This window comes from Pseudomonas sp. TH21, from assembly GCF_016651025.1.
In the GTDB taxonomy this organism is placed as follows: Bacteria; Pseudomonadota; Gammaproteobacteria; order Pseudomonadales; family Pseudomonadaceae; genus Aquipseudomonas; species Aquipseudomonas aylmerensis.
The window spans coordinates 331,707-356,335 of sequence record NZ_JAEKEQ010000001.1 but is presented as its reverse complement, the minus strand read 5'-3'; the positions used below and the strand labels follow the sequence as shown (position 1 = coordinate 356,335).

At 61.5% G+C, this 24,629-nt stretch carries 18 protein-coding genes; 3 read left to right on the top strand and 15 right to left on the bottom strand.

Translation table 11 applies throughout. The annotated features are described in order from the left end of the window. The first annotated feature begins 18 nt into the window (after positions 1 to 18). Positions 19 to 435, top strand: a complete 417-nt coding sequence (locus JFU04_RS01490) for a hypothetical protein (protein ID WP_201143390.1) — start codon at positions 19 to 21, stop codon at positions 433 to 435. A gap of 81 nt (positions 436 to 516) precedes the next feature. Here the strand turns inward: JFU04_RS01490 and JFU04_RS01485 are convergent, their stop codons facing one another. Together JFU04_RS01485 and JFU04_RS01480 are read right to left on the bottom strand one after the other, a co-directional pair. Next, positions 517 to 927, bottom strand: coding sequence for a hypothetical protein (locus tag JFU04_RS01485; RefSeq protein ID WP_201143389.1), 411 nt, complete (start codon positions 925 to 927; stop codon positions 517 to 519). Between the two features lie 1,410 nt (positions 928 to 2,337). Beyond that, positions 2,338 to 3,231 (bottom strand): LysR family transcriptional regulator, encoded by an 894-nt coding sequence (locus JFU04_RS01480; protein WP_201143388.1) that lies wholly within the window; start codon positions 3,229 to 3,231, stop codon positions 2,338 to 2,340. Positions 3,232 to 3,403: 172 nt separating this feature from the next. Between JFU04_RS01480 and JFU04_RS01475 the strand changes: the two genes are divergently transcribed. Beyond that, on the top strand, positions 3,404 to 4,630 hold the full coding sequence (locus JFU04_RS01475) for an MFS transporter (RefSeq protein ID WP_207200701.1): 1,227 nt from the start codon (positions 3,404 to 3,406) through the stop codon (positions 4,628 to 4,630). A gap of 104 nt (positions 4,631 to 4,734) precedes the next feature. On the opposite strand, the gene hemE is transcribed toward JFU04_RS01475, so the two are convergent. The 10 genes from hemE to pilM all read right to left on the bottom strand — a co-directional run bounded on the left by hemE (position 4,735) and on the right by pilM (position 19,206). Continuing rightward, a complete protein-coding gene (gene hemE, locus JFU04_RS01470) occupies positions 4,735 to 5,802 on the bottom strand; it encodes a uroporphyrinogen decarboxylase (RefSeq protein WP_065899950.1) in 1,068 nt (355 codons plus the stop codon). Between the two features lie 187 nt (positions 5,803 to 5,989). Then, positions 5,990 to 7,408, bottom strand: a complete 1,419-nt coding sequence (locus tag JFU04_RS01465) for an FAD-dependent oxidoreductase (RefSeq protein WP_201143387.1) — start codon at positions 7,406 to 7,408, stop codon at positions 5,990 to 5,992. A 123-nt stretch (positions 7,409 to 7,531) separates the two neighbouring features. Beyond that, positions 7,532 to 11,977: a glutamate synthase large subunit gene (gltB, locus tag JFU04_RS01460; RefSeq protein WP_201143386.1), complete on the bottom strand. Its 4,446-nt coding sequence runs from the start codon at positions 11,975 to 11,977 to the stop codon at positions 7,532 to 7,534. 351 nt (positions 11,978 to 12,328) lie between these two features. Next, entirely contained in the window at positions 12,329 to 13,888 is a 1,560-nt protein-coding gene (locus JFU04_RS01455) for an SPOR domain-containing protein (RefSeq protein ID WP_065899945.1), read from the bottom strand. Between the two features lie 10 nt (positions 13,889 to 13,898). Then, positions 13,899 to 14,999 (bottom strand): 3-dehydroquinate synthase, encoded by a 1,101-nt coding sequence (gene aroB / locus JFU04_RS01450; RefSeq protein WP_201143385.1) that lies wholly within the window; start codon positions 14,997 to 14,999, stop codon positions 13,899 to 13,901. A 125-nt stretch (positions 15,000 to 15,124) separates the two neighbouring features. Further along, the gene (gene aroK / locus JFU04_RS01445; RefSeq protein ID WP_065899941.1) at positions 15,125 to 15,643 is read right to left on the bottom strand and encodes a shikimate kinase AroK; all 519 of its coding nucleotides are present in this window, start codon (positions 15,641 to 15,643) and stop codon (positions 15,125 to 15,127) included. 4 nt (positions 15,644 to 15,647) lie between these two features. After that, positions 15,648 to 16,973: a type IV pilus secretin PilQ gene (locus tag JFU04_RS01440; RefSeq protein WP_106805373.1), complete on the bottom strand. Its 1,326-nt coding sequence runs from the start codon at positions 16,971 to 16,973 to the stop codon at positions 15,648 to 15,650. A gap of 69 nt (positions 16,974 to 17,042) precedes the next feature. Then, positions 17,043 to 18,005 carry a pilus assembly protein PilP gene (locus tag JFU04_RS01435; protein WP_201143384.1) on the bottom strand — a complete coding sequence of 321 codons (963 nt, stop codon included), beginning with the start codon at positions 18,003 to 18,005 and terminating at the stop codon, positions 17,043 to 17,045. Next, complete coding sequence (locus JFU04_RS01430) at positions 18,002 to 18,553, bottom strand: PilN domain-containing protein (RefSeq protein WP_065899935.1); 552 nt, start codon at positions 18,551 to 18,553, stop codon at positions 18,002 to 18,004. Before JFU04_RS01430 ends, JFU04_RS01435 begins: the two co-directional genes overlap by 4 nt. Next, entirely contained in the window at positions 18,553 to 19,206 is a 654-nt protein-coding gene (gene pilM / locus JFU04_RS01425; protein ID WP_201143383.1) for a type IV pilus biogenesis protein PilM, read from the bottom strand. The genes JFU04_RS01430 and pilM overlap by 1 nt, the downstream gene beginning before the upstream one ends. Before the next feature lie 221 nt (positions 19,207 to 19,427). Between pilM and JFU04_RS01420 the strand changes: the two genes are divergently transcribed. Continuing rightward, positions 19,428 to 21,890 carry a penicillin-binding protein 1A gene (locus JFU04_RS01420; protein WP_446739691.1) on the top strand — a complete coding sequence of 821 codons (2,463 nt, stop codon included), beginning with the start codon at positions 19,428 to 19,430 and terminating at the stop codon, positions 21,888 to 21,890. 207 nt (positions 21,891 to 22,097) lie between these two features. Here the strand turns inward: JFU04_RS01420 and JFU04_RS01415 are convergent, their stop codons facing one another. The 3 genes from JFU04_RS01415 to rpmE form a co-directional block, all read right to left on the bottom strand. Continuing rightward, positions 22,098 to 23,366 carry a malic enzyme-like NAD(P)-binding protein gene (locus JFU04_RS01415; protein ID WP_065899913.1) on the bottom strand — a complete coding sequence of 423 codons (1,269 nt, stop codon included), beginning with the start codon at positions 23,364 to 23,366 and terminating at the stop codon, positions 22,098 to 22,100. Between the two features lie 181 nt (positions 23,367 to 23,547). Beyond that, positions 23,548 to 24,354, bottom strand: a complete 807-nt coding sequence (locus tag JFU04_RS01410; protein WP_201143381.1) for a thermonuclease family protein — start codon at positions 24,352 to 24,354, stop codon at positions 23,548 to 23,550. Between the two features lie 14 nt (positions 24,355 to 24,368). After that, entirely contained in the window at positions 24,369 to 24,602 is a 234-nt protein-coding gene (rpmE, locus tag JFU04_RS01405) for a 50S ribosomal protein L31 (RefSeq protein ID WP_005784030.1), read from the bottom strand. Positions 24,603 to 24,629: the final 27 nt, after the last annotated feature.

The window sequence follows — 24,629 nt, the reverse complement described above, 5'->3', positions numbered from 1 at the left end:
TCGATTGGAGAAAACGGAATGTCTTCCTTGCTACGCGCTACCCTGATCACCCTGGCCCTGTTGACCACCGCCGGCTGCACCAGCAAGCCGATCCTCAACACCCAGCACGAGCTGCCGGTTGCCAACCAGGTCAGCGAAGAAAAAATGAAAACGGTGATCATCAACGCCCTGCAAAAGCGCGAGTGGACGGTGCAACGCCTGAGCCCGCAACTGGTACAGGCCGAGATCAACGTGCGCAACCAGTACTACGCAGCGATCGACATCCGCTACACCCGCAACAGCTACGCCATCACCTACCGCGACAGCCGCGACCTGGGCTACAAGGACGGCAAGATCCATCGCAACTACAACCGCTGGGTGAGCATGCTTGATCGCGACATCATGGCGGCATTGCGCGCCAATGGCATGAACGTGGCAGAACCGGCGACGCCATGAGTGACGTAACCCGCAGAGCGGGTTAATGAGCAGCAAGGCCCTGCCGCCCCCCGGCAGGGTTCATTGATAAAGACAGGTCCCTTAATAACTGATATTACCGCCGCCTTCCTGGCTGATCTGAATACTGTTGCCGCTATTGCCGTTGTGCCCGCTATTGACGTAGCGGCTATCAGCGCCGGCATTACCATTATTGCCATAGTTACCGTAATTGCCGTGATCACCGACGGCGTTAATATTTTTATTATTACCGTTATGACCTTGGTTGACATAGGTACTATGATTGCCGCTATTGGCATTATTCCCATAATTTCCGTAGTTACCACTCGCGCCAATTATCCCACGGTTATCATTATTGCCATTGTTGCCGTGATTCTCATACCGTGAGTTCACCCCGATGTTTTCGTTATTCCCATAATTACCATGGTTACCCGACCCCGAAGAGGGACCGTACACCGCATAGGCCGCCTGGGCTGCCCGACCTGTAGAAACCATCTAACACCTCACGCTTGGTAGAAAAATTTATGATGAGCCGGCACGCCGACCCACCCCTTAATTGCAATGAGAAAATAACAGTTCCACAACGCTGAAAAAAAACAAACTATCGGCACCCTACAAACACGGCGCACACAGTGACCGACGTGCCTTCGCCATTTAGGCACCTCGTCAGACCCCACACATAACCTGCAACTGAAACAGAACCTTCAAACGGCTATACGACGACCGCTATCACTGCCTGGCAGGAGCGCAGCCAGGCGATTGCCGTTATTGCCGTTGTCGCCCTGATTGTCATAGTGACTATTGCTGCCACTGTTGCCATTGCTCCCATAGTTACCAAAATTACTGCCATTCATACTGTTGCTGCCGGTATTGGTATTGATGCTTAACTGACCAATATTTATATTAACGTTATAGTTAATCGTGACGGCCTGAGGTGTGTTGCCCTGGCCAGCATCCGCCGCGTTCGGGCGAAGGCCTGCACCGGTATTCCCCGCAGGGTTGCCTGGTTGATTCGGGCCTGTCGTAGTTGGCCCCTGACAATGCCGCTGCGCCCCGACGCCATTTTGGACCGGGCCAGTTCCCTGGCGAACAGGGGCCTGGTTCGGCTGGTTGCCTGGACCCGGATTTCCCCGAACATTGCTCCGCTGCCCTTGGCCTGGCGTATTTTGCGCCTGACGTTGCTGCCCCGCACCGCCACCTTGGCCTGGCACTGCCGCGTTCGGGCGAACGCCTGCACCTGTATTCCCCCGACCGCTTCCTCGTTGCGCCTGGTCTGCCGTATTTGGCCCCTGACAATGCGGCTGCCCCCCAACAGCACCATGGCCTGGGCCGGTTCCTTGGTGTGGGGCCGACGGGTTCGGGCGAACGCCTGCACCCGTATTCCCCCGAGCATTGCCCCGTTGCGCCTGGCCTCCCGTATTGGGCCCCTGGTGCTGCGGCTGCCCCCTAACACCACTTCGGCCTGGGCCGGTTCCTTGGCGTGGAGCCGCCTCGTACGGATGAATGCCTGCACCCGTGTGCCCCGGTGGCCCATAGCCTATAGGGCGTTGCCCCTCACCATGCGCGTTGCCGCCAACGCGCTGCTGGGCCCCGCCACCGCCTTGACCTGAACGGGTTACTGGATTCCCACTCGGCGGACCCGTAATGGTGTCAACGGTTGCACCCGGCATTCCAAGCCGCCACAACAACCAGCCAAGCTCAGCGCTTCGATTACCAGCGATCATACGAACCTCCCACATCGAACATTTCAATACGAAGCCTTCGGCAGGATCAGTGGCCATTCGCACAAAAAGGGTTCCAGCTTTCCCATACGAGGACGACGAATCGCCCCTCTGGAAAAAGCGACTCTGAAACCCGCTTCAAGTCAGGGATCTGACCCACCAAGCGCCACATTTCAATGCATGCCTAGATCGCCGCCTTACGCGTCAACAACTCCACGAACGCCTTCGCCATCGGCGTCTGTACGCCCTTGCGCTGCACCAGCCACACCGCCGTTACCGCCTCCTGGTCCAGCAGCGTGCGATACACCACCCCATCAATGCGGATGCGCTGGTACGACGCCGGCAACACCGACACGCCCAACCCCGCCGCTACCAGGCCGATGATGGTCATCGCCTCGCCCGCCTCCTGGGCGAAGTGCGGGCTGAAGCCGGCATCACGCGCCAGATTGAGCAGTTGCGCATACAGGCCACTGCCGTAAGTGCGCGGGAAAAACACGAACGGCTCCTGCGCCAGTTGCGCCAGGTGCAATCCTCGTTCGCTGCCGTGCACCAACGGGTGCCCGGCGTTCAATACGGCCACCAGCGGCTCGCGCATCAGCTCGACCACACTCAGTGAATCCGGCAACGGCAGCGGACGCATCAGCCCGACCTGGATCGACTCATCCACCAGCGACTCGGCCACCTCGGTGCTGCTCATTTCCTGCAGGTTCAAGTGCACGGCCGGGAACGCCTGGCGAAAGGCAAAGATCGCCTGGGGGATGCTGGAGTTGAAGGGCGCCGACGAGGTGAAGCCGATCTTCAGTTCCCCCAGCTCTCCCAATTGAGCCCGACGCGCGACGTCCGCCGCCTTGTCGACCTGCGCCAGCACCAGGCGCGCCTCCTGCAGGAACAGTCGACCAGCCTCACTCAGCTCGACCCGACGATTGGTACGTTCGAACAAACGCGCGCCCACCTCCTGCTCCAGCGCCTGGATCTGCTGGCTCAAGGGCGGTTGCGAGATGCCCAGCACCTGCGCGGCGCGGCCAAAATGCAGTTCTTCGGCAACGGCGATGAAATACCGCAAGTGACGCAATTCCATGCAAGCCTCATTAGGTCGTTAAAGCTATCAAACAGGTCGAACAATATATTGGAAAGAATCATTAGCCAGCTATATTCTTTTCAGCATTGCCAGTCCTGGCACGCTCTTCCTCCCCGAGGTCCCCGTGAAATCTGCTGTTGCTCCCTTCGCGCAAGAAGTCCCACCCACCGCCTTGGATGAGGTGGTGGCGCAGCTCAACGACGAGTACATCGAAAAAGGCACGCCGATGTTCATGCGCACGGTGCTGGCGCTGTTTTCCGGCGGGTTTGCCACCTTTGCCCTGTTGTATTGCGTGCAGCCGATGATGCCGGCGTTGTCCCACGAGTTTTCCATCAATGCCGCGCAAAGCAGCCTGATTCTCTCGGTGGCGACGGCGATGCTGGCGTGCGGCTTGCTGATCACCGGGCCGATTTCCGACCGGCTGGGACGCAAGCCGGTGATGGTGTCCGCGCTGTTCTGTGCGGCGCTGGCGACCATCGCCAGTGGCTTGATGCCAACCTGGGAGGGCATCCTGCTGATGCGCGCGCTGGTAGGCCTGTCGCTGAGCGGCCTGGCCGCCGTGGCAATGACCTACCTGAGCGAAGAGATCCATCCGCAGCACATCGGCCTGGCAATGGGCCTGTACATCGGTGGCAACGCGATTGGCGGCATGAGCGGGCGCCTGATCATCGGCGTGTTGATCGACTTCGTCAGCTGGCACACCGCGATGCTGATCATCGGCGCACTGGCGTTGATCGCCGCCACCGTGTTCTGGAAGATCCTTCCCGAATCGCGCAACTTCCGCGCCAGCAGTCTCAAGCCGCGCAACCTGGTGGATGGTTTTGTCATGCACTTCAAGGACGCGGGCCTGCCGTGGTTGTTCCTTGAGGCGTTCCTGCTGATGGGCGCGTTCGTGACGATGTTCAACTACATCGGCTATCGCTTGCTGGCCTCGCCCTACGAACTGAGCCAGGCCGTGGTCGGCCTGCTGTCGCTGGTGTACCTCTCGGGCATCTACAGCTCGGCGAAAATCGGCTCCCTGGCCGACCGCCTCGGCCGCCGTCGCGTGCTGTGGGGCACGATCGTGCTGATGCTCGCCGGCATGGCGCTGACCCTGTTCACCCCGCTGTGGCTGGTGGTGCCGGGCATGCTGATCTTTACCTTCGGCTTTTTCGGCGCCCACTCGGTCGCCAGCAGCTGGATCGGCCGCCGCGCCGTCAAGGCCAAGGGGCAGGCGTCGTCGCTGTACTTGTTCTGCTATTACGTGGGGTCGAGTATTGCCGGTACGGCGGGCGGGTTCTTCTGGCACTTTGCCGGGTGGAACGGGATTGGGGCGTTTATCGTCGCGCTGTTGATTGGGGCGTTGCTGGTGGCGCTTAAGCTGGCGAAGTTGCCGCCGCTGGGGAATGTGAAGGCCTGATACGGTCCTGCTTTAAATGTGGGAGCGGGCTTGCTCGCGAATGCGCAGTGTCAGTGGATACACCGCATTCGCGAGCAAGCCCGCTCCCACAGTTGTTTTGCGTGTTAGTTGTGGTATTGCGCGGACAGTTCGTGCACCGCCTGCAGGAACGCACCAGCGTGCTCCGGGTTCACTTCCGGGGTGATGCCATGACCGAGGTTGAACACGTGACCGGTGCCCTTGCCATAGCTGGCCAGGATGCGCCCGACTTCGGTGCGGATCGCTTCCGGCTTGGCGTACAGCACGGTCGGGTCCATGTTGCCTTGCAGGGCCACCTGGTTGCCGACCCGACGACGGGCATCGCCCAGGTCGCAGGTCCAGTCCAGGCCCAATGCATCGGCACCGGCATCGGCGATGCTTTCGAGCCACAGGCCGCCGCCCTTGGTGAACATGATGACCGGCACTTTACGGCCTTCGTGTTCGCGGATCAGGCCGCTGACGATTTTGCGCATATAGGCCAGGGAGAATTCCTGATACGCCGCGGCCGACAGGTTGCCGCCCCAGGTATCGAAGATCTGTACTGCCTGGGCACCGGCCATGATCTGGCCGTTGAGGTAGGAGGTGACCGACTGCGCCAGCTTGTCCAGCAGCAGGTGCATGGCCTGCGGGTTGTCGTAGAGCATGGCCTTGGTCTTGCGGAAGTCTTTCGACGAGCCGCCTTCGACCATGTAGGTGGCCAGGGTCCATGGGCTGCCGGAGAAGCCGATCAGCGGCACGCGGCCATTCAGCTCGCGGCGGATGGTGCTGACGGCGTCCATCACATAGCCGAGGTCTTTGTGCGGATCAGGGATCGGCAGAGCTTCGATATCGGCCAGGGTGCTGACGACTTTCTTGAAACGCGGGCCTTCGCCGGTTTCAAAATACAGGCCTTGGCCCATGGCGTCGGGGATGGTGAGGATGTCGGAAAAGAGGATGGCCGCGTCCAGTTGTGGGTAGCGGTCCAGCGGCTGCATGGTGACTTCGCAGGCGAACGCAGGATTCATGCACAGGCTCATGAAATCGCCGGCGTTGGCGCGACTGGCGCGGTATTCCGGCAAGTAGCGACCGGCCTGGCGCATCATCCACACAGGGGTGACGTCCACGGGTTGCTTGAGCAGGGCACGAAGGAAACGGTCGTTCTTGAGGGCAGTCATGTCGGCATCCGCAAAAAAAGTGCGGGCATTTTCTCAGAGCGCGACGCAAAAGGCACGGAATGCGCCGTGCCTTTTGTCTATCGGGTCAATTTGTCGCATAAAAGCAGCGCCAAGTTTCAAGCTGCAAGCCCCAAGTATCGGGGCTTCCAGCGTGCAGCTCATTGCTTGAAGCTGGCTGCTGGCGTCGTCAGACGCCCAGGTAATCCAGGATACCTTCGGCGGCATTGCGGCCTTCGAAGATCGCCGTCACGACCAGGTCAGAACCGCGCACCATATCGCCACCGGCGAAGATTTTCGGGTTGCTGGTCTGGTGCTTGTACTGGCCTTGTTCCGGGGCGACGACGCGGCCCTGGCTGTCGGTCTGGATCTGGAACTGTTCGAACCACGGCGCCGGGCTTGGGCGGAAACCGAATGCGATGACCACGGCATCGGCCGGGATGATCTCTTCGGAACCCGGGATCGGCTCGGGGCTGCGACGGCCACGGGCATCCGGTTCGCCGAGACGGGTCTCGACCACCTTCACGCCTTCGACGCGGTCTTCACCGACGATAGCAATCGGCTGGCGGTTGTAGAGGAATTTCACCCCTTCTTCCTTGGCGTTCTTCACTTCTTTGCGCGAGCCGGGCATGTTCGCTTCGTCACGACGGTACGCACAGGTCACCGACTTGGCGCCCTGGCGGATCGAGGTACGGTTGCAATCCATCGCGGTGTCGCCACCGCCGAGTACCACGACCTTCTTGCCTTTCATGTCGACGAAATCTTCCGGCGACTTTTCAAAGCCCAGGTTGCGATTGACGTTGGCGATCAGGAAGTCGAGCGCGTCATACACCCCCGGCAGGTCCTCACCGGCAAAGCCGCCCTTCATGTAGGTGTAGGTGCCCATGCCCATGAACACCGCATCGTATTCCTCGAGCAGTTGCTCCATGGTGATGTCTTTGCCGATTTCGGTATTGAGACGGAACTCGATACCCATGCCGGTGAAGACTTCACGGCGATTGCTCAGGACGGTTTTTTCCAGCTTGAACTCGGGGATGCCGAAGGTCAGCAGGCCACCGATTTCCGGGTTCTTGTCGAACACCACCGGGGTCACGCCGCCACGCACCAGCACGTCGGCACAGCCCAGGCCCGCCGGGCCCGCGCCGATAATCGCAACGCGCCTGCCGGTCGGCTTGACCTTGGACATGTCCGGACGCCAGCCCATGGCGAACGCGGTGTCGGTGATGTACTTCTCCACCGAGCCGATCGTCACCGCGCCGAAGCCGTCGTTGAGGGTGCACGCACCTTCGCACAGACGATCCTGCGGGCACACCCGGCCACACACTTCCGGCAAGGTGTTGGTCTGGTGCGACAGCTCGGCGGCGGCAAGGATGTTGCCCTCGGCCACCAACTTGAGCCAGTTGGGAATGAAGTTGTGCACCGGGCACTTCCATTCGCAATACGGGTTACCGCAACCCAGGCAGCGGTGGGCCTGGTCGGCCGAGTGCTGGGGCTTGAAGGGTTCGTAGATTTCCACGAACTCCTTCTTGCGTTGACGCAACAGTTTCTTCTTCGGATCTTTGCGCCCGACATCGATGAATTGGAAGTCGTTATTGAGACGTTCGCCCATCTTCAAAACCTCTTACACGACAGCTCCAAGCGGCAAGCTTGAAGCTGCAAGAAAATCACATTAACCGGCATACCGCGCACTGCATTTCACTTGCGGCTTGAAGCTTGCCGCTGGCGACTGCACTTATTGCGGGTTGGCACGGATGCTGGAAAGCAACGACTTCAGGTTGGCAGCCTTGGGCTTGACCAGCCAGAAACGACGCAGGTAATCATCGAGGTTTTCGGCGAGGTTACGACCCCATTCGCTGCCGGTCTCCTCGACGTACTCGTCCAGCACGTGCTGCAAGTGGTTCCGGTAGGATTCCATGGCTTCGCCGCTGATCCGCTGGATCTCGACCAACTCGTGGTTGACCTTGTCGACGAAGGTGTTGTCCTGGTCGAGCACGTAGGCGAAACCGCCGGTCATGCCCGAACCGAAGTTGTAACCAGTCTTGCCCAGTACCGCGACAAAGCCACCGGTCATGTACTCGCAGCAGTGATCGCCGGTACCTTCCACCACGGTGTGGGCACCGGAGTTACGCACGGCGAAACGCTCACCGGCCGTACCGGCGGCGAACAGCTTGCCACCGGTGGCGCCGTACAAGCAGGTGTTGCCGATGATGGCACTGTCCTGGGTCTTGTACACGCTGCCTGCAGGCGGAACGATCACCAGCTTGCCGCCGGTCATGCCCTTGCCCACGTAGTCGTTGGCATCGCCTTCCAGGTACATGTGCAGGCCGCCGGCGTTCCACACGCCGAAACTCTGGCCAGCGGTGCCTTTGAAGCGGAAGGTGATCGGTGCTTTCGCCATCCCCTGGTTGCCGTGCTTGCGCGCGATTTCGCCGGAGATCCGTGCGCCGATGGAACGGTCGCAGTTGCAGATATCCAGGGCGAACTCGCCACCGCTGACATCGTTGATCGACGAAGCAGCCATCTCGACCATCTTCTCGGCCAACAGGCCTTTGTCGAACGGCGGGTTGCGATCCACCTGGCAGAATTGCGGCTTGTCGGCCGGGATGTGATCACTGCCCAACAGCGGCGTCAGGTCGAGGTGGTTCTGCTTGGCGGTCTGGCCTTCGAGGATATCCAGCAGGTCGGTACGCCCGATCAGCTCCTCGAGGGAACGCACACCCAGCTTGGCCAGCCACTCACGGGTCTCTTCGGCGACGTAGGTGAAGAAGTTCACCACCATGTCGACGGTGCCGATGTAGTGATCCTTGCGCAGCTTCTCGTTCTGGGTCGCGACGCCGGTGGCGCAGTTGTTCAGGTGGCAGATGCGCAGGTATTTGCAGCCCAGGGCGATCATTGGCGCAGTACCGAAGCCGAAGCTCTCGGCGCCGAGGATCGCAGCCTTGATCACGTCGAGGCCGGTTTTCAAGCCGCCGTCGGTCTGCACCCGGACCTTGCCGCGCAGGTCGTTGCCGCGCAGGGTCTGGTGAGTTTCGGCCAGGCCGAGTTCCCACGGCGCGCCGGCGTACTTGATCGAGGTCAGCGGCGATGCGCCGGTGCCGCCGTCGTAGCCGGAGATGGTGATCAGGTCGGCATAGGCCTTGGCCACGCCAGCGGCGATGGTGCCCACGCCGGCTTCCGCCACCAGCTTCACCGAGACCAGGGCCTGCGGGTTGACTTGTTTCAAGTCAAAAATCAGCTGCGACAAGTCTTCGATCGAATAGATGTCGTGGTGCGGCGGAGGCGAGATCAGGGTCACGCCGGGTACTGCGTAACGCAGCTTGGCGATCAGGCCGTTGACCTTGCCGCCTGGCAGCTGGCCGCCCTCACCGGGCTTGGCGCCCTGGGCAACCTTGATCTGCAGCACTTCGGCGTTGACCAGGTATTCCGGGGTCACACCAAAACGGCCGGTGGCCACCTGCTTGATTTTCGAACTCTTGATGGTGCCGTAGCGCGCCGGGTCTTCACCGCCTTCACCGGAGTTGGAACGCGCACCCAGGCGGTTCATGGCTTCGGCCAGGGCTTCGTGAGCCTCGGGCGACAAGGCGCCCAGGGAAATACCGGCGGAGTCGAAGCGCTTGAGGATCGATTCCAGCGGCTCGACTTCGTTGATGTCCATCGCGGTGTCCAGGGTCTTCACCTTGAACAGGTCGCGGATCATCGACACCGGGCGGTTATCCACCAGGCTCGTGTATTCCTTGAACTTGGCGTAGTCGCCCTGCTGCACGGCAGCTTGCAGGGTGTTGACCACGTCCGGGTTGTACGCATGGTATTCGCCGCCGTGGACGAACTTCAGCAGGCCGCCTTGCTGGATCGGCTTGCGCGCGCTCCAGGCTTCGGCTGCCAGGGCTTTCTGCTCGGCTTCGATATCGACGAAACGCGCGCCCTTGATACGGCTCGGCACACCACGGAAGCTCAGCTCGCAGACTTCTTCGGACAGGCCGATGGCTTCGAACAGTTGCGCGCCACGGTACGAGGTGACGGTGGAGATGCCCATCTTCGACAGGATCTTCAGCAGGCCCTTGGTGATGCCTTTACGGTAGTTCTTGAACACCTCGTAGAGGTCGCCGAGGACTTCGCCGGTACGGATCAGGTCGCCGAGGACTTCGTACGCGAGGAACGGGTACACCGCCGAGGCGCCGAAGCCGATCAGCACCGCAAAGTGATGCGGGTCACGGGCAGTAGCGGTTTCGACGAGGATGTTGGAATCGCAGCGCAGGCCTTTTTCGGTCAGGCGGTGGTGTACCGCGCCGGTGGCCAGGGACGCGTGGATCGGCAGCTTGCCCGGCGCGATGTGGCGGTCGGTCAGCACGATCTGGGTACGACCGGCGCGCACGGCTTCTTCGGCCTGGTCGGCGACATTGCGCACAGCGGCTTCTAGACCGAGGCTCTCGTCGTAGTTCAGGTCGATGATCTGGCGGTCGAAGCCCGGGCGATCCAGGGTCATCAGCGAGCGCCACTTGGCCGGCGAAATCACTGGCGAGCTGAGGATCACGCGAGAAGCGTGCTCAGGCGATTCCTGGAAGATGTTGCGCTCGGCACCGAGGCAGACTTCCAGGGACATCACGATGGCTTCACGCAGCGGATCGATCGGCGGGTTGGTCACCTGGGCGAACTGCTGGCGGAAATAGTCGTACGGCGTGCGCACGCGCTGGGACAGCACGGCCATCGGCGTGTCGTCGCCCATGGAGCCGACCGCCTCGTAGCCTTGCTCGCCAAGCGGACGCAGCACCTGATCGCGTTCCTCGAAGGTGACTTGGTACATCTTCATGTACTGCTTGAGCTGGTCGACGTCGTAGAAAGCCGAACCGTGGTCGTTGTCTTCCATGGTCGCCTGGATGCGCAGGGCGTTCTTGCGCAGCCATTGCTTGTACGGGTGACGCGACTTCAAGCGGTTGTCGATCGCGTCGGTGTCGAGGATCTGCCCGGTCTCGGTGTCCACGGCCAGGATCTGGCCAGGGCCTACACGGCCCTTGGCGATCACGTCTTCGGGCTGGTAGTTCCACACGCCGATTTCCGACGCCAGGGTGATGAAGCCGTTGGTGGTGGTCACCCAACGCGCCGGGCGCAGGCCGTTGCGGTCGAGCAGGCACACGGCGTAGCGACCGTCGGTCATGACCACGCCGGCCGGACCGTCCCACGGCTCCATGTGCATCGAGTTGTACTCGTAGAATGCACGCAGATCCGGGTCCATGGTTTCGACGTTCTGCCACGCTGGCGGAATGATCATGCGCACGCCACGGAACAGGTCGATGCCACCGGTGACCATCAGCTCGAGCATGTTGTCCATGCTGGAGGAGTCGGAACCGACGCGGTTGACCAGCGGGCCGAGCTCTTCCAGGTCCATCAAATCGTTGGCGAACTTGGTGCGACGGGCCACGGCCCAGTTGCGGTTACCGGTGATGGTGTTGATCTCGCCGTTGTGGGCGAGGAAGCGGAACGGCTGGGCCAGCGGCCATTTCGGCAGGGTGTTGGTGGAGAAGCGCTGGTGGAACACGCAGATCGCGGTTTGCAGGCGCTCATCGCTCAGGTCTGGATAGAAGGCGGTCAGGTCCGCCGGCATCATCAGGCCTTTATAAATGATGGTCTTGTGGGAAAAGCTGCAGATGTAGTGGTCGGTGTCGGCGGCGTTGGCCACGGACGAACGACGACGCGAGGTGAACAGCTTGATCGCCATGTCCTGGTCGCTCAGGCCATCACCGGCAATGAACACTTGCTCGATCTGCGGCAGGCGCTCAAGGGCCAGGCGGCCGAGCACGCTGGTGTCGATCGGCACTTTGCGCCAGCCGACGAGTTGCAGGCCGGCAGCCAGGATCTCGCGGTTCATGTTCTCGCGAGCGGCTTCGGCTTTGACCGGGTCTTGGTTGAAGAACACCATGCCCACGGCGTACTGCTTGGGCAAATCGGTGCCGAAATGCTCCTTGGCGACAGCACGCAGGAACTGGTCGGGCTTTTGAATCAGCAAGCCACAACCGTCACCGGTCTTGCCGTCGGCGTTGATCCCACCACGGTGGGTCATGCAGGTCAGGGCCTCGATGGCCGTTTGCAAAAGGGTATGACTGGGCTCGCCCTGCATATGGGCTATCAGGCCGAAACCGCAGTTATCCTTGAATTCATCGGGTTGGTACAGACCTGCTTTCATAGACACTTTCTCACCAGGCTGCCTCTTATATCGAGGCAAATTTCTTTTCAATTCAACCGGTTACCTTCCACGCCGAACGTACGCCGGCTTAGCGGGGGCAAAAGGGAGGTCATTGTACACACCGACACGAACGCTCACAAATTTAGCGACGAAATGTCGCAAATCTATGTCGCATTTATGAAAGGTTTAAAGCGATATGCTGTGCTAGTCAAAACTTTTTTAATTCTGACCGCTACGACTCAAAAGCTACTGTGACGCAGACACCACAAAGCGCGCGGCCTTCAGGGCTGCACGCTGTTGTAGTTTTTTTTGAGGTGCCGGGAGGGCGGCCTGGGTAAGGCCGCCGGATCTTCAGCGAGTTGTTGCGAGTTCTTGTTGAACGCTGGCAACAGTGCGTGGCCAAGGTTTACCAGCCTGGACCTTCGCTGGCAAGGTTTTGATCGCAGAATCAGCAGCGGCACGGCTGGAGAAACTGCCGTAGGTGATCACGTAGAGAGGCTTGCCGTTGAGCACTTTCTTGAAATAACGGTACTCGCCACCCTGCTCTTTCACGAACGCCTGGGCGTTGGCTTCGGAGCTGGTGCCGAGGATCTGCACCACGAAGTTACCGGTCGGCTGGCTGGTGTACCAACTGCTGCCGGCGGCGCCAGCCTTGGCAACGGTGGCGGCGGGTTTTTCTGCAGGCTTGGCAGCCGGTGCCGGAGCGGGCTTGGCGGCTGGTGCAGGGGCGACCGGCTTGGTCACTGGCGCAGGCTTGGCCGTGGCGACGGTAGGTGCCGGCGTCGGCTTGGCAGCCGGCTGGCCCGCTGGCACACCCGCAGGTGGTGCAGTGGTGGTGACCGTCGGCGGTGTGGCGCTGGAGCCTTCCACCGGCACGCCGTCGTCGCCTTCGGAGATGCCGCCGGCTTCTTCGGCGAGCGGGCCGCGCATCACCGGCTGGCCGACCATCGGCAGGTTGGTCGGTTGGCCGGAGTTGGCGAACTCGACATTTGGCGTGGGCTTGCCCAGTGGCAACTGCGCCTGTTCGGTTGGCGCGCCGGCAGTCGTCGGTGCCTTGCTGCGACCCGGGATCAGCCAGGCAGCGGCAACGGCGACCACGACAACGGCGGAAATCGCCAATACGTGCTTCTTAGGCATAGTGAACCCCATCTTTGGACGCTTGACCGCAGAGCGGCTGGCAATCATGGCTTCGATCATGGCATCGCGGGCGACCTGGTTGATGGTGCCAGGCCAGCCGTCGGAGCTTTCGTGAATATCAGAGATCTGCGCAGCGGAGAAAAGTTCGATGCCCTGCCCTGCGCCTTCAAGGCGTTGAGCCAGGTATTCGCGGGTTTCTTCCTCTTCGTACGGCTGCAATTCGATGACGTGGAACAGCTCCTGATCGCCACTGATCTGCTCCAGATCGGCGATCAACGACGACTCACCGAACAGGAACACATGGGGGCGACCTTCGGGCGTACCCGCCGCCAGCGCCAGCAGCGCTTCCAGGGCGGATTCGTCGAGTTGTTCGGCGTCATCCACCAACAGGTAGACTTCCTGGCCGGTCAGGCCCAACTGCACCACCTGCTTGAGGATCGCATTCGGCTCGGCAGTGGACACGTCCAACGCCTGGGCCACTTGGCGCAATACGCCCGCTGCATCACCGGCGCCGCGAGCCGAGACCACCACGCTCTGTACCGACTGCTTGTTGGTGCTGGCCACCAGGGCCTGGCGCAGCAGGGTCTTGCCGCTGCCCAACGGGCCGGTCACCACCAGCAGCAGTTGGCTGTAGCGCGCAAGATGGTGCAACTGCCCAAGCACCGGCTTGCGCTGGGCCGGGAAAAATTTGAAGCCAGGCACCCGTGGAGCAAAGGGGTCGTGGCTGAGCTGGTAATGGCCGAGGAACGCCTCGTCGGCATGCAAACTAGTCATCGGGATCTTATTAACCTTTAAGCTGGGCCAGGGCGCGGTAATCCGCTCCCAGCGTGGCCTGTAAAATCTCTTTCGGATAATCGTCGGTCACCACTGCTTCGCCCATGTGGCGCAGCAGCACCAGTCGCAGTCGACCGTCGATCACTTTCTTGTCTATCGCCATATGTTCGAGGAAGTCCGCCTCGGTCATCTCCTCAGGCGGGATGACCGGCAAACCGGCGCGCTGGAACAGGCGGATACCACGATCACGCTCCTGGGCACTGATCCAGCCCAGGCGGTGCGACATCTCCAATGCCATCACAGTGCCAGCCGCAACGGCCTCCCCATGCAACCACACACCATAGCCCATGTGGGTTTCGATCGCATGGCCGAAGGTGTGACCCAGGTTCAAGGTGGCCCGTACACCGGACTCCCGTTCGTCGGCATTCACCACCAGCGCCTTGGCGGCGCAGGAGCGGGAAATCGCTTCGGTGAGTGCCGCCTGGTCCAGGTTGCGCAGGGCGTCTACGTGCTCTTCGAGCCAGGTGAGGAACGGCTCGTCACAGATCAGCCCGTACTTGATGACTTCCGCTAACCCGGCCGACAGCTCGCGCGGCGGCAAGGTGTTGAGGGTCGCGGTGTCGATCAGCACGGCTTGGGGCTGGTAGAACGCGCCAACCATGTTCTTGCCCAGCGGGTGGTTGATACCGGTCTTGCCACCCACCGAGGAATCGACCTGGGACAGCAAGGTGGTCGGCACCTGGATAAAGTCCACGCCACGCTGATAGCAGGCGGCCGCAAAGCCGGCCATGTCACCGATCACACCGCCGCCCAGGGCGACCACGGTGGTAAGGCGGTCATGACGCGCGGTCAGCAGGCCATCAAAGATCAGTTGCAGGGTTTCCCAGTTCTTGTGGGCTTCGCCGTCGGGCAAGATCACCGAGATCACGGAATACGCCGACAGGCTGCGGCTCAGACGCTCAAGATACAGCGGCGCGACCGTTTCGTTGGAGATGATCGCCACTTGCCGCCCGGCAATATGCGGTGCGAGCAACTCGGGCTGGTCCAGCAGACCTTCGCCAATATGGATCGGGTAGCTGCGCTCGCCTAGATCGACCTTAAGTGTCTGCATGTGTCCCCGCGTTGAAGATGTATTGACGACCGGTAACGTCCAGATCAGACGTTGCCTGATGGCTCTACGCCACACCCGCAAGGGTGATAGCGCGCCGCCGAGAATAGCGCATTTCGGGCCTGGCTTTAACGGGGTGGCAGCCGTTGCAGGCGCTCAAGAATGTCGAGCACCACCATCCGCGGTGGCCGCTCATCGGTTTCCACCACCAGATCGGCGATCTCCCGATACAGCGGGTCGCGCAGCGTCAGCAGATCCCGCAGGGTCTTGGCCGGGTCGGCGGTGCGCAACAACGGGCGATTGCGATCGCGGGCGGTACGGCCCACTTGTTGTTCCACCGACGCATGCAGATAGACCACGCGACCTCCGGCATGCAGCGCCCGGCGGTTTTCCTCGCGCATCACCGCGCCACCGCCGGTCGCCAATACCACGCCATCGCAGCCGCACAGCTCGGCAATCATCGCCTGCTCGCGGTCGCGAAAGCCCAGTTCGCCTTCCTTATCGAAGATCCATGGGATATTGGCACCCGTGCGCAATTCAATTTCCTTGTCGGAATCTTTGAATGGCAGGCGCAGCTCTTTGGCCAGCAAACGGCCGATGGTGCTTTTTCCAGCCCCCATCGGTCCTACAAGAATCAAATTTCGCACAGAATCAACGACTCACAGCAATCGCCTGGTTATTCATAATACGCGGAGTCAGGAATACCAGCAGCTCGGATTTTTTCTCCGCCAGCACATCGCGCCGGAAAAGGCGGCCAAGATACGGCACATCGCCCAAAAATGGCACTTTATCTACCACTTTGCTTTGGGTATTGGAGAAAACCCCGCCAATCACAATGGTCTCCCCATCCTTGACCAGCACCTTGGCGTTGACCTCGTTTTTCTTGATCGGCGGCACGTCATTGAGCTTGTTCAGGTAGTCGGGCTCATCCTTGGTGACCTTGACCTCCATGATCACCCAGCCGTCCGGGGTGATTTGCGGGGTGACTTCCAGCGACAGCGAAGCCTCCTTGAACGACACCGACGTGGCACCGCTGGAGCTGGATTCCTGGTAGGGAATCTCGGTGCCCTTGAGGATGCGTGCGGTTTCCTTGTCAGAGGTGACCACTTTGGGTTGCGAGACAATTTCCCCGTTACCGGTTTTCTCCATGGCGGTCAGCTCAAGGTCCAGCAGCAAATTATCGGTGATGAAGGCGATGCCCAGGCCGGAGGTACCGGCCAGCGAGCCCATATCGACAAACGGTGCGCTGGCCGGGTTTTCCACAGGCTCCATGCCGTCGGGCAAAGGTTTCTGAATGCCGCCAGCGCCCCAACCACCGCGACTGAGTCCACCTCCCCAGCGCACGCCCAGGCTTTTGTCGTAATCGACATTGGCCTCGACAATCCTCGCCTCGATCATCACCTGGCGCACCGGGATATCCAGCTGCGCCACGATTCGCCGCAGCTCGTCCAAACGCTCGCGGGTCTGGTAGGCGATGATGTTATTGGTGCGGTCGTCCACCGCCACCGAGCCGCGCTCATCGGTGCTGCCTTCAAGGCCAGCCACCGACTGGAACAGCTTGGCCAGGTCCGCGGCCTTGGCGTAATTGACCTGCAGCAGCTCGCGGCGCAAGGGCGCCAGCTCGGCCATCTGTTTGCGCGACTCCAGCGTCAACAGTTCGCGGGCAGCCAGCTCCTCGGCAGGCGCCACCAGTAATACACCGGCTTTCAGCCGCTTATCCAGGCCCTTGGCCTGCAGCACCAGGTCGAGCGCCTGATCCCACGGCACATCCTTGAGGCGCAGTGTGATCGAACCCTGCACGTCGTCGCTGGCCACCAGGTTGAGGCCCGCGACATCGGCGATTTGCTGCAGCACGGCGCGCAGCTCGATGTTCTGGAAGTTGAGGTTCAGCTTGTCGCCGGTATAGGTGTTCGATGCCGCGCTGCCGGGGGGCGGCAGCTGGATCAGATCCACACGATTGGGCACAGCAGCAGCCATCGGTGCCGTGAACGCTATCCATAGCGCCACACCGAAGGACGAGAAAGTCCTTTTCATTGGTTTATTCCGTTATGAGTTGACGTTTAACGCGAGGGTTCGCGGACGCTCCAGCCATGCGCCCTGTTCATCGGGGAACAATTCCACCAGTTCTATATGCCCCTCATGGATGGCCGTCACCCGGCCGTGGTCCGGCCCCAGGTAATCCCCGACCGCGAGGCGATGCACCGTGGAGGTGGCACGCAGCAAGGCATAGGTCTGCAGCCCGCGAGACAAGGTACCGACCATTTCGAGCTGATCCACCGCCAGGCTCTCGAGGATGCCTCGCGCCCGGGTGAGGTCCGGCGCATGGGCCGCGCGGCCACGCACATGATCGACCTGGACGGCAAGCGGCTGGAACGGGTCGCGCAGGCTAAAAGCATCGTAGACAAACGGCTGGGCCTGAACGGCTATTCCCCGCCCCTGCTGCGCATGCCAATAGGTCCTGGCCAGCAGGTCCAGGCGCAGCAGCTTGCCATCACGGCGCAGGGCGACATCGTGCACCGTGGTGAGTCGTGCCAGGCCGCCCAAGGCACTCACGAACGTGGCCAGGTCGTGGTAAGCGCCCGTCACGCCGATCTGCACCGGCTGCTCGCCGTGCAGAGACCGTGGCTGCTCATCCAGCGGGGCGATGCTTTCGATCAGCAAACCATTGGCCAGCGCCAACCGAGCGGTGTCCTCCAGCAAAGCGGGCATCTGCGATTCGGCGGGCAGCGCCTGCAACAGCTCGTCGAACTTCGCCTGCTTGAGTGCAAGCTCATGGACCCGTGCCTCAAGGCTGGCCGACAAGGCGCTTTTTTGCGCAAGCTGCTGCTGCAAAGCGACGTCCTCGCGCTCCAGCTGCTGCAACCGCTCCCGCGACGGGCCGAGGTACATCCACTCACCCATCACCAGCACCACGCCCGCCAGCGCACAGCCCAGCAGGGCCTTGCCAGGTAGGGGCCATTTTGCAGCGTTGTGAGTGAGTGCAGAAATATCGAGCCTGGGCAGGCTCATGGTTGAGCCTCGGTGGACTCTCCCTGGCGCACCATCAGCTGGAATTCATTGTTGCCGCGCATGCCTTCGGTGCGCACATGCTGCAGCCGCGTGGCGTGGGCGCCTTCAGACGCCTCCAGGCGGCGCATCAACTGGGCGATGTCCTGGCTCGATTCAGCACTGCCGCTGATGCTCAGCGTGTCGCCCTTCGCCACGACTTCATGCAGGTGTACTCCTTCAGGCACCGCGCGGGCCAACTGGTCCAGCAGTTGGGCGCCGGATGAGCGGGAGTCGTGCAGGTCCTGTACGACCTTCATGCGCTCCGCCAGTTGCTGGCTTTGCTCCTGCAGGTCGTCGATGGTCTTGATGCGCGAATCGAGCACGCCGACTTCCTTGCCGAGGTGGTCATTGCGCGTCACTTGCCGGTCAATCGCCTGGTCGATCACCTGGTCCGCCAGCCACACGGCTGCGAGCGCCACACAGGCGAACGCCAGCAAACACGCGAGGAAGTACTTGCGTCGCCGCTCTGCCAGCGCCTGGCGCCAAGGCAAAAGATTGATTCGTGTCATCAAGCGAAACTCCTCAGGGCCAACCCGCAAGCAATTCCCATCCCTTGGGCATCCAAGGCCCATTGTGCACCATCGACTCGATGGCCCGGCGTGAAGCTGGCGAAATCCTGACTGCAAGCGCGCGCCAATGCAAACGCTTCGACGTCCACCACCTTCGGCACCAGCCCGGCCAGCGCCAAAACCGCCTCGCGCGCCTCCACCTGCGCCTTCAGGCACGCAGCCAGCAGCACCTGCACCCGCGCCGGGTCCTGGGACAATTGCCCTTGCACCTGAAAGTCGATGCTCACGTCATCCAATGGGTACGGGATGTACTGGTCCGCCTCCATCTGGATCATCCATGTCATCTCGTCGTCGCTGAGGCCTGCTTCCATTTCGATCACCCGCGTGATCACCGAGGGCCCGGACACCGCCACGGCAGCCCCGCGCGCCGAGGTTCGCAGCCGTGCCAATGCAGCCTGCAGGACATGCCCGATCCCCTCGAGATCCAGCAAGGTACCGTCCACCACCGCATGGGCCGGCAGCGCCTGGGTGGCGTAGCCTTGAATGGTGTAACCGGCGGTTGAATGACTCAATTCGACCAGGCTGATGGCCGTGTCATTGATATCGACGCCCAGGAGGGTGTCGGTTTTTCGCCTGAAAAATCCCTTTCGCATAAAACTCCCTAAAGCTTTGCCTGTCATACCGCCTGATTGCCGTCGGGCGCCATGCATTCGGTCGATTTGTTGAACCTGTGCGAATGACGTCCGAAGCCGAAAAATGCTTTAATGCCCAGCGTTTTTTCCCGCTTTTTATCTGCAGCTCGGGTTGATCCATCGTTTGCCATGCATGCCCCGACGCCTAACTCATTCTTTTCTCTGGAAATCCAAAAGCCTTGATTCGTCTGCTGAAGTTTTTCGGGTACTCCATTGTCGCGATCGTCTGCGGGCTGCTGCTCGTGCTCAGCGGGGCCTATCTCTACCTTAGTCCGGGTTTGCCCTCCGTAGAGGCCCTGAGAAGTATCCAGTTGCAGATTCCTTTGCGGGTCTACAGCAGCGATGAAAAACTGATCGCGGAGTTCGGCGAAATGCGCCGCACACCGATCCGTTTTGCCGACATTCCACCCAATTTCATCAGCGCCTTGTTGTCGGCCGAAGACGATAATTTTGCCAACCACTATGGCGTCGACCCCAGCAGCCTGGTGCGCGCAGCCACCCAATTGGTAAAAAGCGGACACATTCAATCCGGCGGCAGCACCATCACGATGCAGGTGGCGAAGAACTTCTTCCTCACCAGCGAGCGCAGCTTTTCGCGTAAAGCCACCGAGATCCTCCTGGCGCTGCAGATCGAACGCCAGCTGACCAAGGATGAAATCCTCGAGCTGTACGTCAACAAAATCTATCTGGGCAACCGTGCCTACGGGATCGAGGCGGCTTCGCAGGTGTACTACGGCAAGTCGATCCGTGACGCCAGCCTGGCGCAGATGGCGATGATCGCCGGCCTGCCCAAGGCCCCGTCGCGCTTCAACCCGCTGGCCAACCCGGCGCGCAGCAAGGAGCGTCGCGACTGGATCCTGGGGCGCATGTACAAGCTGGGCAAGATCGACCAGGCCGCTTACGAAAGCGCCGTGGCCGAGCCGCTGAACGCCAGTTATCACGTGCCGACGCCAGAAGTGAACGCGCCGTATATCGCCGAAATGGCGCGCGCCGAGATGGTCGGCCGCTACGGCAGCGAGGCCTACACCGAAGGTTTCCGCGTGACCACCACCGTGCCGAGCGACCTGCAGGAAATCGCCAACACGTCGGTGCATTCCGGCCTGGTCACCTACGACCAGCGCCACGGCTACCGTGGCCCGGAATCGCGCCTGCCGGGCAAGACCCTGAGCGCCTGGACCACCGAGCTGGGCAAGCAACGCCCGATCAGTGGCCTGGAGCCCGCCATCGTCACCCAGGTGAAGAAAGATGGCTTGCAGGTCCTGACCCGCACCGGCGAAGCGCATGTGGCGTGGGACAGCATGAAATGGGCACGCCCGTTCCTGAACACCAACAGCATGGGCCCGATGCCCAAGCAGCCGTCGGACGTCGCGCAAGTCGGTGACCTGATCCGCGTGCAGCGCCAGAAGGACGACAGCCTCAAATTCAGCCAGGTGCCATTGGCCCAGGGCGCGCTGGTATCGCTGGACCCACAGAACGGTGCGATCCGCGCGCTGGTCGGTGGCTTCGCCTTCGAGCAGAGCAACTACAACCGCGCCACCCAGGCCAAGCGTCAACCAGGGTCGAGCTTCAAGCCGTTCATCTACAGTGCCGCACTGGATAATGGTTATACCGCCGCCAGCCTGGTCAACGATGCACCGATCGTGTTTGTCGACGAGTACCTGGACAAGGTCTGGCGCCCGAAAAACGACACCAACACCTTCCTCGGCCCGATCCGCATCCGCGAGGCGCTGTACAAGTCGCGCAACCTGGTGTCGATCCGACTGCTGCAAGCGATGGGCGTGGGCAAGACCATCGACTACATCACCCGCTTTGGCTTCAACAAGTCGGACCTGCCGCCGAACCTGTCGCTGGCCCTGGGCACCGCGACCCTCACGCCGATGGAGATCGCCACCGGCTGGAGCACCTTTGCCAACGGCGGCTACAAGATCACGCCATACCTGATCGACAAGATCGAAAGCCGCAATGGCGACACCCTGTTCACCGCCAACCCGCCACGCGTGCCGGGTGACGTGGTCAACGGCGTGGCGGCCACCGATGGCGTGGCGGCCCCGGGCAACGGCGGTATCACCATCGAGCCGACCCCAGGTACACCGCCTGCGGCAAATGCCACGGCCCCGACCGAGCCGCAGGCACCTGCCGTGGCCGAGCGCGTGGTGGATGGCCGTACCACCTATATCCTCAACAGCATCCTGGAAGACGTGATCAAGAAAGGCACCGGCCGTCGCGCCCTGGCCCTGGGCCGGGCGGATATCGCGGGCAAGACCGGTACCACCAACGATTCCAAGGACGCCTGGTTCTCCGGCTACAACGCCGACTACGTGACCACCGTGTGGACCGGCTACGACCAGCCGGAAAGCCTCGGCCGTCGCGAGTTCGGCGGCACCGTCGCGCTGCCGATCTGGATGAGCTACATGGGCGCCGCCCTGAAGGACAAGCCGCTGCATACCCAACCCGAGCCGGAAGGCATCCTCAGCCTGCGGATCGATCCTGTCAGTGGCCGCGCGGCCTCGCCAAGCACGCCGAATGCGTACTTCGAACTGTTCAAGAGCGAAGACACCCCGCCGTCGGTCAACGAGCTGGGCAATGGCGTTGCGCCGGGCAGCCCGCTGCCAGCGGATGAGGCGGCGCCGATCGACTTGTTCTAATCGGATCTGTGGCTGAGCACAGATCCAATGTGGAGCGGGCTTGCTCGCGAAGGCGGAGTGTCAGGCTCAGATGGGCCGACTGACACACCGCCTTCGCGAGCAAGCCCGCTCCCACCTTTAGCTCACCGCAAGGCTCAAGCTAATTGCCAGCCAACAAAAAGCCCCGACTCTCGCGAGCCGGGGCTTTTTGTTGTGCGCTACAACGGCTTAGCCGTTGAACACATCATCCACGCTTTGCAGCGGGTAGTGCTTCGGATACGGCAGGGTAGCCACACCGGTCTCGATCGCGGCCTTGGCCACGGCATCGGAGATCAGGGTGATCAGGCGCTTATCCATTGGTTTCGGAATGATGTACTCACGGCCGAATTCCAGCTTGATGCCACCGTAGGCGTCGCACACTTCCTGAGGGACCGGCAGCTTGGCCAGTTCGCGCAGGGCGTTGGCGGCAGCGACTTTCATTTCTTCGTTGATGCGCTTGGCGCGAACGTCCAGGGCACCACGGAAGATGAACGGGAAGCCCAGTACGTTGTTGACCTGGTTCGGGTAGTCCGAACGGCCGGTCGCCATGATCACGTCGCTGCGGGTGGCGTGCGCCAGTTCCGGAGAGATTTCTGGATCAGGGTTGGAGCAGGCGAACACGATCGGGTTGGCCGCCATGGACTTCAGGCCTTCGGCGCTCAGCAGGTTCGGACCGGACAGGCCGACGAACACGTCGGCACCGTCGAGGGCGTCAGCCAGGGTGCGCTTCTCGGTGGCGTGGGCAAACATCGCCTTGTACTGGTTCAGGTCGGTACGCTCGGACTGGACCACGCCCTTGCTGTCGACCATGAAGATGTTTTCCAGCTTGGCGCCCATGCTCACCAGCAACTTCATGCAGGAGATGGCCGCAGCGCCAGCGCCCAGGCAGACGATCTTGGCGTCAGCCAGGGTTTTGCCAGCGATTTCCAGGGCGTTGATCATGCCGGCCGCGGTAACGATCGCGGTGCCGTGCTGGTCATCGTGGAATACAGGAATGTCGCACTGCTCGATCAGGGCCTTTTCGATCTCGAAGCACTCAGGTGCCTTGATGTCTTCCAGGTTGATGCCACCGAAGGTGATGGAAATGCGCTTGACGGTGTCGATGAAGGCCTGCGGGCTTTCGGAGTCGACTTCGATGTCGAAAACGTCGATGCCGGCGAAGCGCTTGAACAGCACGCCTTTACCTTCCATGACTGGCTTGGAAGCCAATGGGCCGAGGTTACCCAGGCCCAGGATCGCGGTGCCATCGGAAATCACTGCAACCAGGTTGCCTTTGCCGGTGTACTTGTACGCCAGTTCAGGGTCGCGGGCGATTTCACGTACGGGCTCGGCAACGCCAGGGCTGTAGGCCAGCGACAGGTCGCGGGCGGTGGCAGTGGCTTTGGTGAGCTCTACACTCAGCTTTCCTGGACGAGGATGGGCATGATATTCGAGAGCGGCAGTTTTCAAATCAGACATATCGGCATTCCGCTTTTACTGTTGGTCGACGGACCGCCGAGGATACGCGTGTCGCAAAGTCCCTACAAGACTGGGCAGTCACAGGTGTCAAGGGCCCTGCACTAAGACTTTCGGCCAAGAGCCACGGGATACAAGGGCTCAACTGTTCACAATCGACTTAAAAAATGTCTACAATTTTTTCTTAAAGCGTCGATTTAAGCATCCCGGGATCGGTCAGTGGCAGCAGCCAACGCGCCTGGCCGTTTTTCAGGCCGCCGCGTCGCGAACGATCCTGCACCCAACCACGCGCCTCAACAGTGCGCCCTTGCAGACCATTGAGCAGGGCACTGTCGAATTGGCTGACCAGAGCCGGGGCGATGCGTAATACCAGTGAACCCTGCAGCTCAATCCAGACGCCGCCCCGATTGCGCTCGACCTTGCTGACCCGGCCACTGACCACGGCAAACCCGGAACGCTTGAGTTGCGTGACGGCCTGCACCGGCGATTGCCGCCAAAGACCGAGCCGCGCCTTGCGGGCCGTGTTTTCAGCGGCCTGCTGACAGCTGACGAGGTCAACATTCGGCGCCATACCCACCTGGAAGCCCAGCCCTTCGGCCAACAGTTGGGCTTCAAGGTTCTTGCCGTCGGCACCATAGAGATGGGCCAGGGTGCGCCCGTAATGATCTTTAGGCTCGCGCCCCACCACCAGGCCGACACGGCCATCGCTGGCCTGGACCAGCGCCTGTAGACGCTGACGGGCGGCGACGGCGTAGGGTTCTTCCGCACGGCCCTTCTTGCCGGTTTCCGGCGCATTGATACCGATCAGCCGCACGCTGCGGCCATCCTTGAGGCGTACCGTGTCGCCATCCACCACGCGCTGCACTTCCACACGGGCCAGGGCCGTCGGCGCCGGGCAGAACGCCTCGGCCTGCGCGGCCGAGAGCCAAATCCCAGGTACAAAAAAGGCGCCCACAAGGGACGCCTTTTTCAACAGCTGGCAAAAGCCCATAAGGCTTTTGAGCCTTACTCTGCTGGAGTAGCAGCAGGCTTCTTGCCGAAAGCACCAAAGCGATCTGCGAAGCGCTGTACACGGCCGCCGGTGTCCAGAGTTTTCTGCTTACCGGTGTAGAACGGGTGGCACTCGTTGCATACGTCAGTACCCAGTGGCTTGCACAGGTTCGAACGCGTTTCGAACTTGTTGCCGCAGCTGCAGGTGACTTCGATGGTTTCGTACGCTGGATGGATATCGGCTTTCATGGTGACTTCCTCGGGCTAGCGTGCCGC

Excerpts from the sequence above, each read along its gene's own strand:
- JFU04_RS01490 (WP_201143390.1), top strand. The coding sequence starts at position 19 with ATGTCTTCCTTGCTACGCGCTACCCTGATCACCCTGGCCCTGTTGACC.
- JFU04_RS01485 (WP_201143389.1), bottom strand. The coding sequence starts at position 927 with ATGGTTTCTACAGGTCGGGCAGCCCAGGCGGCCTATGCGGTGTACGGT.
- JFU04_RS01480 (WP_201143388.1), bottom strand. The coding sequence starts at position 3,231 with ATGGAATTGCGTCACTTGCGGTATTTCATCGCCGTTGCCGAAGAACTG.
- hemE (WP_065899950.1), bottom strand. The coding sequence starts at position 5,802 with ATGACTGCCCTCAAGAACGACCGTTTCCTTCGTGCCCTGCTCAAGCAA.
- JFU04_RS01465 (WP_201143387.1), bottom strand. The coding sequence starts at position 7,408 with ATGGGCGAACGTCTCAATAACGACTTCCAATTCATCGATGTCGGGCGC.
- gltB (WP_201143386.1), bottom strand. The coding sequence starts at position 11,977 with ATGAAAGCAGGTCTGTACCAACCCGATGAATTCAAGGATAACTGCGGT.
- JFU04_RS01455 (WP_065899945.1), bottom strand. The coding sequence starts at position 13,888 with ATGACTAGTTTGCATGCCGACGAGGCGTTCCTCGGCCATTACCAGCTC.
- aroB (WP_201143385.1), bottom strand. The coding sequence starts at position 14,999 with ATGCAGACACTTAAGGTCGATCTAGGCGAGCGCAGCTACCCGATCCAT.
- JFU04_RS01440 (WP_106805373.1), bottom strand. The coding sequence starts at position 16,973 with ATGGCTGCTGCTGTGCCCAATCGTGTGGATCTGATCCAGCTGCCGCCC.
- JFU04_RS01435 (WP_201143384.1), bottom strand. The coding sequence starts at position 18,005 with ATGAGCCTGCCCAGGCTCGATATTTCTGCACTCACTCACAACGCTGCA.
- JFU04_RS01430 (WP_065899935.1), bottom strand. The coding sequence starts at position 18,553 with ATGACACGAATCAATCTTTTGCCTTGGCGCCAGGCGCTGGCAGAGCGG.
- pilM (WP_201143383.1), bottom strand. The coding sequence starts at position 19,206 with ATGCGAAAGGGATTTTTCAGGCGAAAAACCGACACCCTCCTGGGCGTC.
- JFU04_RS01415 (WP_065899913.1), bottom strand. The coding sequence starts at position 23,366 with ATGTCTGATTTGAAAACTGCCGCTCTCGAATATCATGCCCATCCTCGT.
- JFU04_RS01410 (WP_201143381.1), bottom strand. The coding sequence starts at position 24,354 with ATGGGCTTTTGCCAGCTGTTGAAAAAGGCGTCCCTTGTGGGCGCCTTT.
- rpmE (WP_005784030.1), bottom strand. The coding sequence starts at position 24,602 with ATGAAAGCCGATATCCATCCAGCGTACGAAACCATCGAAGTCACCTGC.